The sequence below is a fragment of the Nocardia sp. NPDC004604 genome (assembly GCF_040609795.1).
GTDB lineage: Bacteria > Actinomycetota > Actinomycetes > Mycobacteriales > Mycobacteriaceae > Nocardia.
Genome location: NZ_JBEXLC010000073.1, coordinates 1 through 15,922 on the forward strand (window position 1 = coordinate 1; position 15,922 = coordinate 15,922).

15 protein-coding genes are annotated in these 15,922 nt (G+C 65.5%); 6 read left to right on the forward strand and 9 right to left on the reverse strand.

Annotated elements, in window-relative coordinates; genetic code table 11:
* Positions 1-219 precede the first annotated feature (219 nt).
* The gene (locus ABZW16_RS25070; protein WP_354958442.1) at positions 220-480 is read left to right on the forward strand and encodes a helix-turn-helix domain-containing protein; all 261 of its coding nucleotides are present in this window, start codon (positions 220-222) and stop codon (positions 478-480) included.
* Here the strand turns inward: ABZW16_RS25070 and ABZW16_RS25075 are convergent.
* Complete coding sequence (locus ABZW16_RS25075) at positions 451-1,128, reverse strand: HD domain-containing protein (RefSeq protein WP_354958443.1); 678 nt, start codon at positions 1,126-1,128, stop codon at positions 451-453. The two genes, ABZW16_RS25070 and ABZW16_RS25075, sit on opposite strands and share 30 nt — an antisense overlap.
* Before the next feature lie 14 nt (positions 1,129-1,142).
* On the reverse strand, positions 1,143-1,544 hold the full coding sequence (locus tag ABZW16_RS25080; RefSeq protein ID WP_354958444.1) for a nuclear transport factor 2 family protein: 402 nt from the start codon (positions 1,542-1,544) through the stop codon (positions 1,143-1,145).
* A 95-nt stretch (positions 1,545-1,639) separates the two neighbouring features.
* Between ABZW16_RS25080 and ABZW16_RS25085 the strand changes: the two genes are divergently transcribed.
* On the forward strand, positions 1,640-2,695 hold the full coding sequence (locus ABZW16_RS25085) for a helix-turn-helix domain-containing protein (protein ID WP_354958445.1): 1,056 nt from the start codon (positions 1,640-1,642) through the stop codon (positions 2,693-2,695).
* A 36-nt stretch (positions 2,696-2,731) separates the two neighbouring features.
* On the opposite strand, the gene ABZW16_RS25090 is transcribed toward ABZW16_RS25085, so the two are convergent.
* The 4 genes from ABZW16_RS25090 to ABZW16_RS25105 form a co-directional block, all read right to left on the reverse strand.
* A complete protein-coding gene (locus ABZW16_RS25090) occupies positions 2,732-3,541 on the reverse strand; it encodes an SDR family oxidoreductase (protein ID WP_354958446.1) in 810 nt (269 codons plus the stop codon).
* Positions 3,541-3,954 carry a heme-binding protein gene (locus tag ABZW16_RS25095; protein ID WP_354958447.1) on the reverse strand — a complete coding sequence of 138 codons (414 nt, stop codon included), beginning with the start codon at positions 3,952-3,954 and terminating at the stop codon, positions 3,541-3,543. The genes ABZW16_RS25090 and ABZW16_RS25095 overlap by 1 nt, the downstream gene beginning before the upstream one ends.
* A gap of 561 nt (positions 3,955-4,515) precedes the next feature.
* Positions 4,516-5,130 carry a hypothetical protein gene (locus ABZW16_RS25100; protein WP_354958449.1) on the reverse strand — a complete coding sequence of 205 codons (615 nt, stop codon included), beginning with the start codon at positions 5,128-5,130 and terminating at the stop codon, positions 4,516-4,518.
* Between the two features lie 132 nt (positions 5,131-5,262).
* Entirely contained in the window at positions 5,263-6,177 is a 915-nt protein-coding gene (locus ABZW16_RS25105) for a tyrosine-type recombinase/integrase (RefSeq protein WP_354958450.1), read from the reverse strand.
* A gap of 246 nt (positions 6,178-6,423) precedes the next feature.
* Here ABZW16_RS25105 and ABZW16_RS25110 point away from each other — a divergent pair, with 246 nt between their 5' ends.
* Both ABZW16_RS25110 and ABZW16_RS25115 read left to right on the forward strand, forming a co-directional pair.
* A complete protein-coding gene (locus tag ABZW16_RS25110; protein ID WP_354958451.1) occupies positions 6,424-6,909 on the forward strand; it encodes a hypothetical protein in 486 nt (161 codons plus the stop codon).
* Positions 6,910-7,021: 112 nt separating this feature from the next.
* Positions 7,022-8,725 carry an SMI1/KNR4 family protein gene (locus tag ABZW16_RS25115; protein WP_354958452.1) on the forward strand — a complete coding sequence of 568 codons (1,704 nt, stop codon included), beginning with the start codon at positions 7,022-7,024 and terminating at the stop codon, positions 8,723-8,725.
* Between the two features lie 394 nt (positions 8,726-9,119).
* Here the strand turns inward: ABZW16_RS25115 and ABZW16_RS25120 are convergent, their stop codons facing one another.
* Together ABZW16_RS25120 and ABZW16_RS25125 are read right to left on the reverse strand one after the other, a co-directional pair.
* Positions 9,120-9,842, reverse strand: coding sequence for an alpha/beta hydrolase (locus ABZW16_RS25120; protein ID WP_354958453.1), 723 nt, complete (start codon positions 9,840-9,842; stop codon positions 9,120-9,122).
* 110 nt (positions 9,843-9,952) lie between these two features.
* Entirely contained in the window at positions 9,953-10,966 is a 1,014-nt protein-coding gene (locus ABZW16_RS25125; protein WP_354958454.1) for a GlxA family transcriptional regulator, read from the reverse strand.
* A gap of 299 nt (positions 10,967-11,265) precedes the next feature.
* Here ABZW16_RS25125 and ABZW16_RS25130 point away from each other — a divergent pair, with 299 nt between their 5' ends.
* Positions 11,266-13,011, forward strand: a complete 1,746-nt coding sequence (locus ABZW16_RS25130) for a thiamine pyrophosphate-dependent enzyme (protein WP_354958455.1) — start codon at positions 11,266-11,268, stop codon at positions 13,009-13,011.
* Between the two features lie 178 nt (positions 13,012-13,189).
* Here the strand turns inward: ABZW16_RS25130 and ABZW16_RS25135 are convergent, their stop codons facing one another.
* Positions 13,190-14,623, reverse strand: coding sequence for a PLP-dependent aminotransferase family protein (locus ABZW16_RS25135; protein WP_354958456.1), 1,434 nt, complete (start codon positions 14,621-14,623; stop codon positions 13,190-13,192).
* 47 nt (positions 14,624-14,670) lie between these two features.
* On the opposite strand from ABZW16_RS25135, the gene ABZW16_RS25140 reads away from it, so the two are divergent.
* Positions 14,671-15,891, forward strand: a complete 1,221-nt coding sequence (locus ABZW16_RS25140; RefSeq protein ID WP_354958457.1) for an MFS transporter — start codon at positions 14,671-14,673, stop codon at positions 15,889-15,891.
* Positions 15,892-15,922: the final 31 nt, after the last annotated feature.

Sequence of the window (15,922 nt, forward strand, 5' to 3'; positions counted from 1 at the left end):
GATCAGTGCCTGGCGGGACTATTTCGACCTGAACCAGTTCACCAGCCGGATGGGATGACTCCGGTTGGCTGCCCGAACTCCGTTGGATTTTCGGTGATTGCTACCGAGACCCCGAGGTACCACCTGTAGCAAAGGATTGCTACGGACAACGTCCCGTATTCGGCATGAGCGCGCATCGCCAGCGAACGCGCGCTACGCGGCTACAGGATGTGGTCTTTCATGGGGCCGCGTCTGCCCAAGCGGGTCTCGCTCGAGCATGGGATGCGGTACGAGGACGCCGCGCGTCGGCTTCATCTCCACCCCAACACGCTCCGACACCGCCTTCACCGCTTCGAACTGGTCACCGGTGGCAGCCTGCGCGACATGTCCACTCTCGCGGAACCGTGGTGGGCACTTGCCTGTTCGGGTGATGAGCGTTCGTATTACCTGCGGCCGAAATCCAGATTTCGTTCATGCTGTCGGCTTGTCGGCCCACCCTGAGGCGTCCAGGATGTCGTGCCAGGTGACCTTGGGGGCGTGGTCGGGGTATTGCAGCTGGTACACGTGCGCGGGAAAGCTCATCGGGGAGGCCATCTTCGCGGGGTTCGCGTGTATCTGGTTGGCGATCGTCTCGGAGAGGGCGTAGCCCAGGTTGTAGCGGGGATATGCCGCGTGCACACGGTCGGCGTATTCCGGTGAGAGTTTGTCGCGGAAGCGGCCGATGATGTCGGCTCCGATCCCCATCTGGGTCACTGCTTCGGTGGGCCCAAAGCGGTGGCACAGACCGTCGCTGGTGTGCAGCGCGATGGCATTCCATACAGGCTTCACGCGGTCTGGGGCCATGCCTCGGCCGGTGAGGAACTCCGCGGCGGCGTCGGCGCCGTCCACCTCGAAACGCTGGTTGCCGTTGGCATGCTCGGTCGCGCCCAGGTCGTGCAGGATGGAGGCAAGGAATACGAGTTCGTCGTCGTAGTCGGTACCGGCCCGCATTCCCATCGCGGCTGCGATCTCGCGACCGAACAGGTAGCCGCGCATCGCGTGGTTGTAGATGAACTCCGGTGACACCGATCGGGCCAGTTCATCGGCGGCGACTGCCAATCCCGTTGTCGGCACGCTGAATTCCGATCGCGCGTCAGCGTCGATGGTCATGTTTTCCTCAGATGTCAGTGGTTGAAGAACGGGTGGTCGACTGCGTAGAGCCATTGACCGTCGGGCTGGCGGCGAGCGACCTCCGTGGTCGTCGTGACCAGCGGCTGTTCACCGAAACCGACCACCGTGGCGTCGCTCGACATCAGCGCGATGTCCTCGATCACTGCGATCCTGCGCAGGTCGAGGGTGATCCGAGCACCGGCACTGACATAGTCGGCCAGCTGCTCGCGGATCGCGGCGTTGCCGCGGACCTCGGTCGCTGGGTTCGGCGCGAACAGTGCCCCAGCTTCGTAGAGCTCGACCAATCCGTCGAGGTCGCCGGCGGCCAGGCGTTCGACAAAAAGTTCCGCGAGCTGTTGCGGCGTGTCGGCGAACTTCGCGGTGGGTGCACTGTTCGCGGTGTGTTGACCTGTCACGTGAAGGCTCCTTTTCCGTTCGGTATCCCCGATTCTGGTGCGATCGACAGCGCCTCGACAGTGGCCAGAAAGACTAATATCGCTATGATCTGGCCATGAAGATCGTGGCGGTTCTCGCGCTCGACGAGGTGGTCGGCTTCGAGCTCGCTGTCCCCGGCCAGGTGTTCGGCGCCGCCAGTCTCCTCGCGGCAGTACCCACCTACGAAGTCCGTATCGTCGCCGCGGGACGCCGGGCACGCACCGATTCCCTTTTCGGCGCAGTCGATTTGCGCACCGACTGGGACTTGGACGCGCTCACCGAGGCGCACACCATCGTCGTTCCCGGCCGCGCGCCCACCCACGCCGATCCGCCGCCGAAGGTGCTGGACGCGCTGCGCGATGCGCACGCGCGCGGCGCGCGCATCGCGTCGGTGTGTACCGGCGCCTTCATCTTGGCCGCCGCCGGTCTGCTCGACGGCCGCCGCGCCACCACGCATTGGGAACACGCCGACACATTGGCGCAGCGATACCCACAGGTCGATGTCGATCCCGCGGTGCTCTATGTCGAAGACGGCACGCTGTGTACATCCGCGGGCGTGGCCGCAGGACTCGACCTGTGCCTGCAGCTCGTACGCCGCGATCTCGGCGCCGCGGCCGCCACCGATACCGCACGTCACACTGTCATGCCACCCCAACGCCAAGGCGGGCAGGCGCAGTTCATCGCCCACCCCGCCCCGGCCAACACCGACGTTCTACTCGGCGACACCCTGCAATGGATGAACGCCAACCTGCACCGTCCCCTTACCCTCGCCGACATCGCCGACCACGCGGCACTCAGCGTGCGAAGCCTCAACCGACACTTCCGATCCCACTTCGGGACCACCCCGCTGCAGTGGCTGCTCAATGCGCGGGTGCGCTATGCCCGCGAGCTGCTCGAAACCACGGACACCACCGTCGAAATCGTCGCTCGCCATGCGGGATTCGCCAACGCCACCGCCATGCGCCCCCACTTCGTACGCCAGACCGGCGTGCCACCGCTGAGCTATCGAGCGAATTTTCGGGCCGCGCATCCGGCCGCTCCGACGTCAGCACAGGAACCCGCCCTCACCGTACCCCCGATCACCGCAGACCCTACGTGGACCCGACGGGCCAGCCACCCGGGAAAGCGATGACATGCGTTGCGGCCCTGGGCAATCTTTCTGTTCTCGCTACTCCGAGACGACCTGGCGAGTCCACGCATCCTGCTGGACCTGCTTGATGAGCTCCTCGGTCGCCAGGGGCCACACGTTGCGATAGTTGCCCTTGTCCGCACCAATGACTTCGATCATCTTGTCGATCATGACCTGCGGATCGTATTGGCCCTGCATGATCTCGGAGAACACCTTCTCGATCGAGGACCTGGAGATGAAGTTCACCCTGTCGTCCTGCCAGTGGAAGGTGCTGTCGCCCAGTCGATCGTTGAATCCGGTGTCGTACGCGCCCGGATTGATGGTCTGCACCGTGATGCCGGTACCGCCTTGCGCCAATTCGTCACGCAAGGTCGCCGCGATGCCCTCGAGGGCATGTTTGCTCGAGCAGTAGGCACCCAGCCCATAGGCAGTGACCATGCCGCCCATCGAACTCACGATCACGATGCGGCCGCGGGTTCCCGCATCGACGAACTTGCGGATTGCCCGCTGCATCAGATTCAGATTCGAGAACACATTGGTTTCGAATGTCTCCCGTACCAGATCGACCGGAATCTCGGCCAATGGGCCACCGAAACCGGTGCCAGCGTTGCTGACGAGGGTATCGAAGTCGTACTGCATGGCACTCTCGACATCACGCTGATCGAGGATATCCAGCTTGTCCACGGTGAGGCGATCCGCCAAACCGAGTTCCCCGACCTGCGCACGCAACTCGGACACCTGCGGCCAGATCTGCGTGGTCGCGATCACCGTATGGCCCGCCCGTGCAAGCCCGATCGCTGTCCCCTTGCCCAAACCGCTTCCCGCACCGGTTATCAGGACCTTCTTCATCACTGGACCTCCTGGAAAAGTCGGGCAACGCCGGCCCTGGCGACGTCACCGTCTTGGACCGGCATCCCGCCGGACACGCCGATCGCCCCGAGCAAGGCACCGTCCTCGTCGTTGATCGCCACACCACCGGCGTACGGAACGAGACCACCGTTGGTGAGTTCGGTGGCAGGCGCGGGCCCGCCCGGCTTGCAGAATTCCCACAGGTTTTCACTGGGGCCGTTGAAGAGAACCGACGTCTTCGCTTTCGTCAGCGCAATATCGATCGAGCCGAGAATCGCACGGTCCATGCGCGCGAACGCGAGCAAATGACCGCCGCCATCCACCACCGCGATATTCATCGGCACACCGATCTCCCGCGCCCGCTCCTCGGCAGCGGCCACAATCGCCTGTGCCTGCTCGAGTCCAATAGGCACTGCATTCTCCAATTCTGTTCGCGCCCAACTTCTTCGATTGGGATACTTTCGATTTTGCGAGAGATCTCACCCACCGAGAAGCGGCTAAAACGCCCGATGCCGCTAGGATCTGGCCAGTCCAGAATCTGAGCGACACCGCTTGCGCGCCATCACGCCTCGCCTGGCGTGGTGTCCTTCGTCTCACGCGGCGCAGTTAGCGCTCTCGCCTTGGCCGCCACGCAGTCGCTCAGGCCGGAGATGCCGTGAACGGCACTCGGCGTAGAAAAGCTGACCATCAGGGGTGTTCGTTCGGCCCGCACCAGCGGCCGATTGCGGGACGACCAGGCACGCTCTACACGGCATGATGGTGCGTTCCTGAGGCTGAGATGATCTCGGCGCGTTGATCTTCGGCCGCACCGTGTTGGCCGATTCGAACCGCGCGGATGCGGCAGATTACAGCGTTTCGTGTAATCCCGGCGAGTTCTGCAAAAACGACGGGCGTCACCCCCGAACGGAGACGGGACCCTCAGGTCACCATGCCGAAGACGCCCCAGGCATGGCCGTTGACCATGTTCGTGGGTTTCAGTGCCACAGCTGCTTCGACCAGTCACCCCGAGGGCGATAATCACGGCCATCGCCGACCTGCTTCATCCCGCCGGGAACAACGTCCCCATGGTATGGATACTGTTCCGTCACCGCCGCCAGCAGGAACTCCAGGAAGCCGCCCTCGAACAGGTCCCACTCCCGCATCGAGTCGAACTTGGCGGCGACCGGCCACCGGTCCGGGTCCGGGCCGCGCATCAGCCAGAAGAACTGGTCGGCGTTCCAGTTGTTGCCCCACTTCAAGAGCCCGCCCTCGGCCGGGAACAGCGGATACGGGCACTCGTCGTAGTCCCCGCGTTGGTAGGCCTGGGCCAGCATGGCGCAGTATCCGTAGGGGTCCGTCGTGGCGTACAGGAATCCCTCGAAACCCGGCGGCTCCCCGATCTGGGGACTGAGCGCTGCTGATGGTGTGTAGATGTGCAGCTCGTCGCTGATGCTCACCATCCCGTACCGGTCGACGAACGCCCGGTAGTCCGCGGGCAGTTGGAAACCGATCGCCTCGGGCCCGAGCTCCCACGGAACCGGGACCACTCCGCCCACCAGCGGCGGCCCGATCACCAAGCCGAGCCTGTCCAGCATTTCCTCGATGTTCATGTCCGCTCCCATCAGCGGTCCATTCTCGCTGGAGGCCATCCATTTCCCAGAGTCGGAAACCCGGGGACAGGTTCCGCTCACCCAGATGGTCGCTGGTCAGCTCGCTCATCGGCATGTGCGTGTGTCGAGCTGTCATGTGCCCGAGGCCATGTAGGCGGCGAGGATGTAATTTGGATGCCGGTCGAGATTGGTCCGAGCACGGTCATAGCGCATCGTGGTACGCGGGTCGGCGTGGCGGGCAGCTATCTGAACATCGCGGAGGTCGACTCCGGCATCGAGCATGGTGGTGACGAAGGTGTGGCGCAGCATGTGCGGATGCATGCATGGCAGCCGCATCGCTGAATCCTGGGCCAGGCGCCGCAGTCGTCTTGTGGCGCAATGACGGTCCATGCGCCGTCCTCGGGTGTTGAGCAGGATCGGCCCGTGATCGCGGTCGCCGGTGGCGCGGTCGATCGCCCGTCCGACCGCCGGAGGTAGCGGGATCAGAACAAGCTTGGAGCCTTTGCCGACCACCCGTAGTACGCGGTGGCCGTGTTCCTCGCCGATATCGTCGGCATCGGACTTACATGCCTCGAAGATCCTCAGCCCGAGTAGACCGAGCATAGCTACGAGCGTGAAGTCGAAGCGGTTGGCTGAATCACGAGCCGCGGTGAGTAGCGCTTCGAACTGCAAATGTGAAAGTCCGAGTGTCGGTGACTCGTTCGATACCCGTGGACGGCGGACGTACTCGGCCGGCGAGTGGTCTATGACGCCGTCGATGACGCAGGTTCGATAGAACCCGGTGACTACTGCGGTGCGGCGGGCGACGGTGGAGGGTTTGTACCGGCGGGTCTCCTGCATCCATCGCACATACCGTTCGATCTCGGCCCGCACCGCCGTTAGCGGCAGGAGGTGATGTTCGCTGCACCAGCGGAAGTACAGGCGTAGGTCGGATCCGCAGTGCGTACGAGAGCTCCCGGTGAATCGAGCCAGATAGGCCGCGCAGGCCAGCCGCAGTACGAGATCGTCACCGGCGAAGGTGACGTCGATATCCGATGAGGCACCCATGCCCCACGATGCCGACAGAACCAGGCAATTGCACCCTGGTCGCGGCATGAGTGGACGCTACTGCCAGCCAAAGCTTGTGCCGGCAAGGGCTGACAGGTACCGAAATAAACCGTGATCGGCGCGGCGGCAGAGCTGGGCAATCGGAATCGGTCACCGAACCGGCAACCTCCTGACAGACATGGGATTTTGTGACGGCCTCGATTAGCATCGCCCGGCATTCGCACTCAACGACAGGGGTACCACCTCGTGACCAAACCCGCCTACCTCGCCCTCGGCCTACTCGCGGTCGCGCTCACCGGCTGCTCGACGCATCCCAACACCTCACCGATAGCAGCCCCGATATCCACGACGACGACCGCGGCCAAGTTTGGCGCACCAACCACCACCGCGACCGCGCCAGCCGACGACAGCCACGCCGGACCCGCCCACATCCCCACGTACGTATGCGATGAGGCCATCGTCGTGCCACCGCTGGGGTACAAGGATGGAGACACCGTCGTGATCACCGGCCGAGGCGACTGCCAACCTACTGAAGGCACTGTCGGACAAGACAACACGATGAGAGGTCCCTGGCAGATCACCCAACGCAGCCCGACACCGATCACTTACAACTGCGGAAAGCAACCTCCAGCGCTCATTGGCCTCGACGGCAAACCCATCGAGTTCGTCACCATCTCCGGCAACATCGCGAATGCTCCGGCCTACGTCAACGGCTACGACTGCATCCCGTAAGCGATCACACGCCGACCGGTTCGGTCAGCGCGATCAGCGGCATTATGCTGCGTCGGCCGAGGTGGCCTCCGGAGCAGGCATCGGTGTCAGAGGTTGATGTGATGATCGGACGATGCACGTTAGCCCCATTGAAGAGTCCTGGCGACGGATCGACTCCTGGCTCGCCACGCATGCGCCGCATACCTTCTCATCTCTGCGCCCACCCGCCTCGCAGGAGGCCATCAGCGCCGCGGCTACCGAGCTGGGGGTGGAGTTCCCCGCGGATCTGGTCGCGTATCTACGGCACCACGACGGAGTCTCCCCCGGGGAGCGGGGTTTCGTCTCCCCCGAGGAGGGAGGTTTCAGCTTCCCCGGCTTCGAGCCCTACACCCTCGCCCAGATCCTCTCCTCGGGCCGGAGCCACCAGGAGTCGTGGGCCAGGCACGAAGGGGACCCGCTGATGGAGGGCTTCTGGCACCACGATTTCGTACCCTTCGCCCGCAATTACAGTGCCGACGGGCTGGTCGTGGACTGCCGTCAAGGTGAGTCGTTCGGCGCGGTGGGCCACCAGCATGAGGCCGAGGGCGTGAGCTTCGGGGAATGGGGAAGTCTCGCGGCCTTCCTGGAGCAGGTCGCCGACTCCTTGGAGGGCGGAACCGTCATGACGGTGGGGCTATCGTATGTGCCTGTCGTCGACGACGGGATGCTGCTGTGGGAGTACGCGCCCGAACGGCGAGTCGAACCTCGGTCCCTGTTCGACCTCGCGCTCGCCGACCCGGTCACCGCCGCGCCACGCCGGACGACTTCCCACGCCACGCCGAACAAGCCCTGGCCCAGCAGCGGGTACGACAATTTCTGCCTGACCTTCGCGCAGGACTTGGACGAGACCGAACTCCTGCGCCGGTTCGGCGCGTTGCCCGAGACCCGGCACCCACGGTGGAGGGAGGAGAAAGAAATTCCAGACCACCAGCGGCAGGACCCTCGCGTGCTGCTGCCGGTGGTCCGCGTGGGAACCCACGGCGGTTGGGCGTTCGGCATCGAGGAAGGTCTTCATCTTTTCGAGGGCACACGCGAGGAGGTACTTCGCCGTGCCTCCCGCGGCACCCGCGCGGTGTCGGTCACCATGCAGGGTGAAAGCGGCCCTATCGCGGTGTCCCTTTTCGACAACGGCGAACTGGTGACGAGGTACGACACCCGATCGGTCGTCCCCCACGGCCCGCGCGACCCGTTCGAGGTCTTCCCCGGTCTGCCGACACCGCCCGGTCAGGAACCCACGCCACAGCAGTGGCAGGAACGGCTGATGGCGGTGTGTGACGCGCTCGTTCGCCGCTGTGGCATCCCACTGCCACCGCCCGGCCTGGACGGGGAACTCGACAGCGCGCGGATCCTTCCCCTGCTCCCGGACAACAACTTCGGGCTCCCGGAGCACAACTTCAAGACACCCGTGCCTGACCGGTTTGCCTCCCTCGTCGACGCCGCGACGCCCGAGCGCCTGCGCCGCGTACTCGCCAAACAGATGTCGTCCCTGGCCGCCGAGACCGGACTCGACACCTATGACGAGGTCACTGCCGCACTCTCCCTGCTGAGCGCGGGGGCTCACCCCGGCATTACCGACGATTCCGCCCTCGACCTGCGGCTGCGCCGCGTGCACGCCGAGGCGCAGGTGATATTCGCCGAATGGAAGGACCGGTCGGTCTGGCAGGACCGCGCCATGGCCGCACGCGCCCTGGCCGACGCGCTCAACCTGTCGGCCCGGGAATCTCTAGGCTTGGTCGTGGGCTGCCGTCAGGCCCCCCGTTGGCGGCAGGAGTTCCGCAAGCAGCTGACCAGCGACTGATTCCTGCACGATCCTCGGTCCAGTCGGGCAGGGACCGCGACGATCTTTCATCGGAGGGTAGCGCGCTGCCGGCCGTCCCGAGGATCGCGCCCGCGAGCGAATCGGCGGCGCGCAGCAGATTATGCGCGATCGTCGCGCACCGCACCGAGGCGGAGTTCGCGGCGCGCATTATCGAGCGGTCGCAGGTGATCTCCGCACCGGGGCGTACACCTGGTGACCAGCCAGATCCTGCCAAGAGGTTGACGCAGGACAGTTTTCCCGCGTCAGACGGACCGGACCCGCTGCCGTGGTACATCCACAGCCGGGTCCGGTCGCCGCAGACCAACGGCGTGATCTAGCGATTCTTCGGAACTTTGCGGTACGAGCACCTGTTCCGCGCGCCTCGGGGTATGGGTCAGGAGAGTTCGGCCAGGGCCGCGGTGATCACGCCGGTGACCTCATCGGGATGTGTCTGCATGACCAGGTGGGGGGCGTCGAGTTCGACAACCTTGCGCAGATCGGCGCGACGGTAGCCGAAGCGTTCCACCTCCGGATTGATGGTGTGGTCGGCGGTCGAGACAATTCCCCAGCCGGGCTTGGTCTGCCACGCCGCCGCCGACGCCGGCTCGGTGAAGGCGAACGCCGACAGCGGGCGTTGGGATACGGCGAATACCCGGGCTCGAGCAGGATCCACACCGGCGGCGAAAATAGCAGGGAACGCGTCGATCTCGACCGACACATCGGTACCGGGTTCGCCGCCCTCGACGGGATACGGGGCATACACCAGGTGGGCCGCGAGATCAGAATCCGGGAATCCGCCCTGCAGCTGGCCGAGACTCTCGCCTTCTTCCAGCGCGTATCCGGCGACGTAGACCAAGCCGATCACATTGTCGGCCATACCGGCGACGGTGATGACCGCGCCGCCGTAGGAGTGGCCGGCCAGCAGCACCGGGCCGTCGATCCGCTCCACGACCGCGCGGATGGCAGCGGCGTCGGCGGAAAGGCTCCGGTTGTAGACCGGCGGAACCAGTACCGGAACATCCTGTGCGAGAAGACGTTCGGTCACCGGGGACCAGCTGGCAGCATCGGCGAACGCGCCGTGGACCAGGACGATAGTTGGCTGGGCCGAGGCGGCCATAGCTTCCCCTTTTCATTGGGCGGAGTGGTCAATGGATGAGTCCGTGCACCAATGAGTTTCGGCCGACGATGCGCGACGCGCCCCTCGCTGCGGGCCGCGAATCCCGCGGATCAGGACACCGCCGCGTCGGCATCGGTCTCGAATGTGGTCGACCCGGTAGAGCGGAATCGCTGCTGATACTTCTGTGGCGAGACGCCGAGGCGCGTGACAAATGCCCGGCGCAGGGCCTCGCTATTGCCGAATCCGGCGGATATGGCGGCCTCGGTCACCGTGTGCCCGGCGTGCAGGAGATCTCGTGCGGCGCAGAAGCGGATGAACCCGACGTACTCCGCCGGTGCGCGTTCCAGCTCGGTGCGGAACAGCCGGGTCAGGTGGCGTGGGCTGATGTGGGCGTGGGCGGCCAGCGTTTGCACAGTGTGCGGGAAGGCCGGATCCGCACAGATCAGATCCACTACTCGCCGTACCAGTGCGCTGCGTGGCGCGGGTCCGGTCAGCGACGCCGAGAACTGTGATCGGCCGCCCGCGCGCTGCGTGTCGACGACCAGTGACTGTGCCACCCGCCGCGCGGCCTCCGAGCCATGGTCCTGCTCAACCAGCGCGAGCGCGAGATCGACCCCGGCCACTACCCCGGCCGAGCTGTACAGGTTCCCGTCGCGCACGAAGATCGCGTCCGGCTGCACGTCGATCTGCGGATAGTTGCGTGCCAGGGCCGGTACGAATTTCCAGTGGGTGGTGGCCTGCCTGCCGTTGAGCAGTCCGAGTTCGGCCAGCACGAACGCGCCGCTGCAGATCGAGGCGAGTCGGCGGGTGTTGGCCGCGAGGACGCGGGTGGCGGCCAGCACCTTGTCGGTGACGAATTGTGCGGGTGGCAACTCGCTGCCAGGGACCATGACCGTGTCGAATCGCCCAGCGTCGCCCGCCGCGCCGCTCACCTCGATGGGGCCGCCGATCGAGGTCCGCACGCTGGCGCCGTCGGGCGAGACCAGCACCACTTCATAGTCCGGAATCGACTGATTCGCTTCCACGAAGACCTCGGCCGGACCGACGAAGTCGAGCATCTTGATGCCGTCGTAGATCAGGATGCCGATGCGGCGGGGGGACTTTGCTGTGGGCGAGTATGACACGTCCACCAGTATTCTGGAGGAGTCCTGGTACCGCAGATGCCGGAAGGGCCTACACGCGCTGGCCGCCCATTCGCCGGTGTCCTTATTTCAGGGATTTGTGGCCCCACGAGCGGGGCGATCGTTGTCCCCTCCGCCAAAACTGATCGTGTGCACGTCGACCCGGCCAGATCCCGCTGGACCGATTGCTGTGCACGACAACGGAAACCGAGGAGAGTGGAAATGACAACGTCTGAGACAACGTTCGACCCTGCCCGGTATGAAATCGTCACCTCCGACGCGATCCAGCACGGACAACACTGATGGGTGCATTACGCCGAACCGTGGCCGATGATTTGCTCGAGGTACTCGTCCAGGCCGGGGTACAACGGATTTACGGGCTGGTCGGGGACAGTCTGAATGCGTTCAGTGACGCGGTGCGCCGCGACGGCCGCGTCGAATGGGTGCACGTGCACAATGAGGAGGCCGCGGCTTTCGCCGCCTCGGCCGAAGCGCAACTGACCGGTCGCCTCGCGGTGTGTGCGGGTAGCTGCGGGCCCGGCAACACCCACCTGATCCAGGGCGTGATGGACGCGCACCGCTCCGGAGCTCCGGTGCTGGCCTTGGCATCGCACATCGCCAGCCGCCAGATCGGCACCGGCTACTTCCAGGAAACCAAACCCGAGGCGCTGTTCGCCCAGACCAGCCACTACTGCGAGACGGTCGCCCACCCCAACCAGGTGGTTCGCCTGGCCCGCAGCGCAATTCAAAGTGCCGTCCTGGACCGCGGCGCCGCGGTACTGGTGCTGCCGGGTGACATTCTGGCCGATCATTCCAGCGGCCGACCCGCCGGGAACGTGACGATCGTGGCAGGGTCGCGGCGGGTCCCCGACGAGGGGGCCATCACCGAGCTCGTCGAACGCATCGGGAACGCCGAGCGCATCGCGATCTTCGGCGGCATCGGTTGCGCCGACGCCCGCGAACGCGTGCTGCGCTTGGCCGAGCGGTTGTGCGCCCCGATCGGGCACACGCTGCGCGGCAAGGAGATCCTGCAATACGACAACCCCTATGACGTGGGGATGACCGGCCTGCTCGGCTACGGCGCCTGCTACGAGGCATTGCACGCCGCGGACCTGGTGCTGTTGCTGGGCACCGACTTTCCCTACGACGATTTCCTACCCGAGCACAACAACATTCAGATCGACCTGGCCGCGGTGCGGCTGGGTCGGCGCGCGCCGCTGGCCCAGGGCATCGTCGCCGATATCGGCGCGGCCCTGGACGCGCTGCTGCCTCGTCTGCCGCAGCGCACCGACCGCACCTTCCTCGACGAGATGCTGCACGCTCATCATCGCGCGCTGCGGCACAGCATCGACACCTACAGCACCCACATCGCCACCCACCGTCCCATTCACCCCGAGCACCTCGCCGCACTCGTCGACGAATTCGCCGCTGCCGATGCGGTTTTCACCGTCGACACCGGTATGTGCTGTACCTGGGCGGCCCGCTACCTCACACCCAACGGCCGACGCCGGCTGATCGGCTCGTTCGTGCACGGTTCGATGGCCAATGCGCTGCCGATGGCCATCGGCGCGCAGGTCTCTCATCCCGGCAGGCAGGTCGTCTCGCTCTCCGGTGATGGGGGGCTGGCGATGCTGCTGGGTGAGCTGCTCACCGTCAAGACCCACCGGCTGCCGGTGAAGGTCGTGGTGTTCAACAACTCCAGTCTCGCCATGGTGCGACTGGAGATGATGGTCGCCGGTGACCCGCCGTTCGAAACCGATCACGACGAAGTCGACTATGCGGCGATCGCCGCTGCCGCAGGTTTCTACACCCGCCGCGTCACCGAACCCGGCGAGCTGCGCGCGGCCGTGCGAGCCGTGTTCGAGCACGACGGCCCCGCGCTGCTGGACGTGGTCACCACCCCGGACGCACTGGAAGTTCCCTCGCACCTCACCGTCGAAGAGGCACGCGGGTTCGCCCTCACCCTCGGCAAGACCGTACTGTCCGGTGGCATCGGAGAAGTCGTCGAGATGGCGCAACTGAACCTGCGAAACATCCCCCGCCCCTGATTGATTCGCGCGCTGCCGAGCAGAATTCGGCGCTTGACCTCGAAGCCATCGGCCGTGTTCCGGCGACCGGCCGATGCGCCACCGACAGGACTGGTTATGCGGAAATGCTCACCGCCGGAAAATGATTCACTGACCGAACGGTTAGTCAACTGTAGTTGGCTTGTGGGGTGGGTTTCGGCTATCGGGTTCGGTGTAGGGCGCGCAGGGTGTGGGTGAGTGCTTCGAGTGCGGCCGGGTAGGCGTGTTCGGGTGGTGTGCTGTAGCCGAGGACGATGCCCTGGGGGTGGTTGCCCGGGGTGTGCCAGCGGTCGCCGAGATATCCGACGGCTAGGTCGAATTCGGCGGTGACGCGTTTGGTCTGGTGTTCGGTGAGTTCGCTGGAGTCGAAGCGGACCAGCGTTTTGAGTCCGGCGGCGATGCCGTGGATCGAGAGGGTGCTGCGCGGTCCGGTTGACCATGGTCGCAGACAGTCGAGCAGCAGGTCGCGGCGTCGGCGGTAGCGTAGGCGGGATGCGCGGATGTGCCGGTCGTAGGCGTGGGTGGTGATGAGTTCGGTCAGGGTCAGCTGTCCGAGTGATTCGGTGTGCCGGTCGGCGTGACGTTTGGCTTCGATGACTGGTTCGAGGAGTCGTGGTGGCGTCACGATCCAGCCCAGGCGTAGTGCCGGACCCAGTGTTTTGGAGACGGTGCCGACGTAGGCGACGTGGTCGGGCGCGGTGCCTTGGATCGCTCCTACCGGTTGGCGGTCGTAGCGGAATTCGCCGTCGTAGTCGTTTTCGATGATCAGGCCGCCCCGGGATCGAGCCCATGCGACCAACAGGTGGCGGCGCTGTGGGTGCAGCGTCGCGCCGGTCGGGTATTGGTGTGCCGCAGTGACTTCCACAGCATCGATGGTTGTGAACTCGGGATCGGTGAGCAGGTCCGTCCGGGCGCCGTGTTCATCGACGGGAAGCGGGACGATCACAGCTCCGTGGTGGCGGGCGATTGCGCGGTGAAAGTCGGCTCCGGGGTCCTCCATAGCGATGGTAGGTGTGCTGTTTTCACCGAGTGCCGTGGTGAGCAGTGCCAGCGCTTGGGTGTAGCCGTTGGTGATCACGATGTGGTCCGGATGTGCGAGCACTCCTCGGCTGCGTCCGAGATATTCGGTCAGTGCGGTGCGCAGTTCGATGCGTCCGCGCGGATCGTCGTAGCGGTAGATGTCGGCGGGCAGGCTGGTCAATGCCCGACGGGCGGCGCGCAGCCAGGCCGTGGTGGGGAAGGCACACGCGTCGGGCCCGCCTGGACGCAGATCGTGGCGAATCCTGTCCGACACGGGGCCGGGGTGCGGCGGGTCTTGTTGGTGCATGGGAAGACGAGCGACCGTGGTGCCTGATCCTTGGCGGGCGGTCAGGTAGCCCTCGGCAATGAGCTGGTCGTAGGCCGCTCGCACGGTTCCACGGGACAGTCCCAGTTCGGTCGCGAGCTTGCGTGTTGCCGGCAGCCTCGACTCCGCGGCCAGCCGCCCGCTGCGGATGGCGGTACGAAGCGCATTCTCCAGGCCGGATTGCCGCCCCGTTGTCGCGTTGAGCTCCAAGTGTAGATCTACACCGGAATTGGGCCAATGTTCCGACATCACAATGGATCTTATCGGTAGACCAATCTCTTCCTAGGGTCGCCACCGTGAACGTGCTCGCACTCCTACCCCGAACACGATCGTGGGCCGACCGGTCGGTGACGCGGCCGACGATCCCGCTGGTGGCCTTCGCCTATAGCCTCACGATCGCCAACCTGTACTACTGCCAGCCACTGCTGCCGCAGATGTCGCGGTCGTTCGCGGCGGGATCCGCGACGGCGATGCTGCCCGCCCTCGGGCAGATCGGGTATCTGGTCGGGCTGGTGCTGGTCGTACCGCTGGGCGATATCGTGCGCCGCCGCAGGCTGATCTGTGCGCTGCTGTGTCTGGACGCAGCGGCATTGCTGGCCACGGCCACCGCTCCGGACGTCACGGTGGCCCTCGCCGCGGGCACGATGATCGGTCTCACCAGCGCCAGCGTGGTCAACGTTCTGGTGTCCTATGCCGCGGGCCTGGTCGACGACCAGCATCGTGGGCGGGCCGTGGTCACAGTCCTCAGCAGCGGCATGACCGGGGTGCTGCTGTCACGCACCGTCGCGGGCCTGATCGCCGAGCTGACCAGCTGGCGTACCGTGTTCCTACTCGCCGCCGCGACAACGGTGACCCTGTCCGGGGTACTGGCCCGGGCCATGGCACCAGAACCGGCCGAGCTGACGATCGGATACCGCAACCAACTCCGGACCACGATCCAACTCGCCTGCCACGAGCCCGTCCTGCGCCACCGAGCACTGATCGGCGGGTGTGTGTTCGCGGCATCCATGGCGTGCTGGGCGACCGTAGCGTTCCTGCTGGCCGGGCCGCCCTACAACTACAGTGCGTCGGTGATCGGGCTGTTCGGACTATTCGGGGCCACCGGGATCCTCTCATCGAAGCTGATCGGCCACATCGCAGACCGCGGATGGCAGCAACCAGCCACCGGCGTGCTGCTCACCGCCGGTATGGCCGCGTTCATCGTGCTGTGGGTCGCAGGACACCACCTGGGCTGGCTCATCGCCGGAATCCTCATCCTGGACGTGGCTGTTCGCGGCACCCACCTGCTCAACGCCAGCGTCGTCTACCGGCTGACAGAACATGCCCGATCACGCCTCGCCTCCACATATATGACCGTCTACACATTCGGTGGCATCCTCGGAGCCGCTGTCGGCGCGGCCGGATACCGCGAATCCGGTTGGGCCGCAGTATCGGCAACCGGAGCAATAGCCATGACAATCGGACTCGGCATCTGGGCCTACCAGCTGCGACGCGCACCCCGGCCGGTCACCACCTGACACCGTCGATTCGGCAAAGTGAACCGTCACG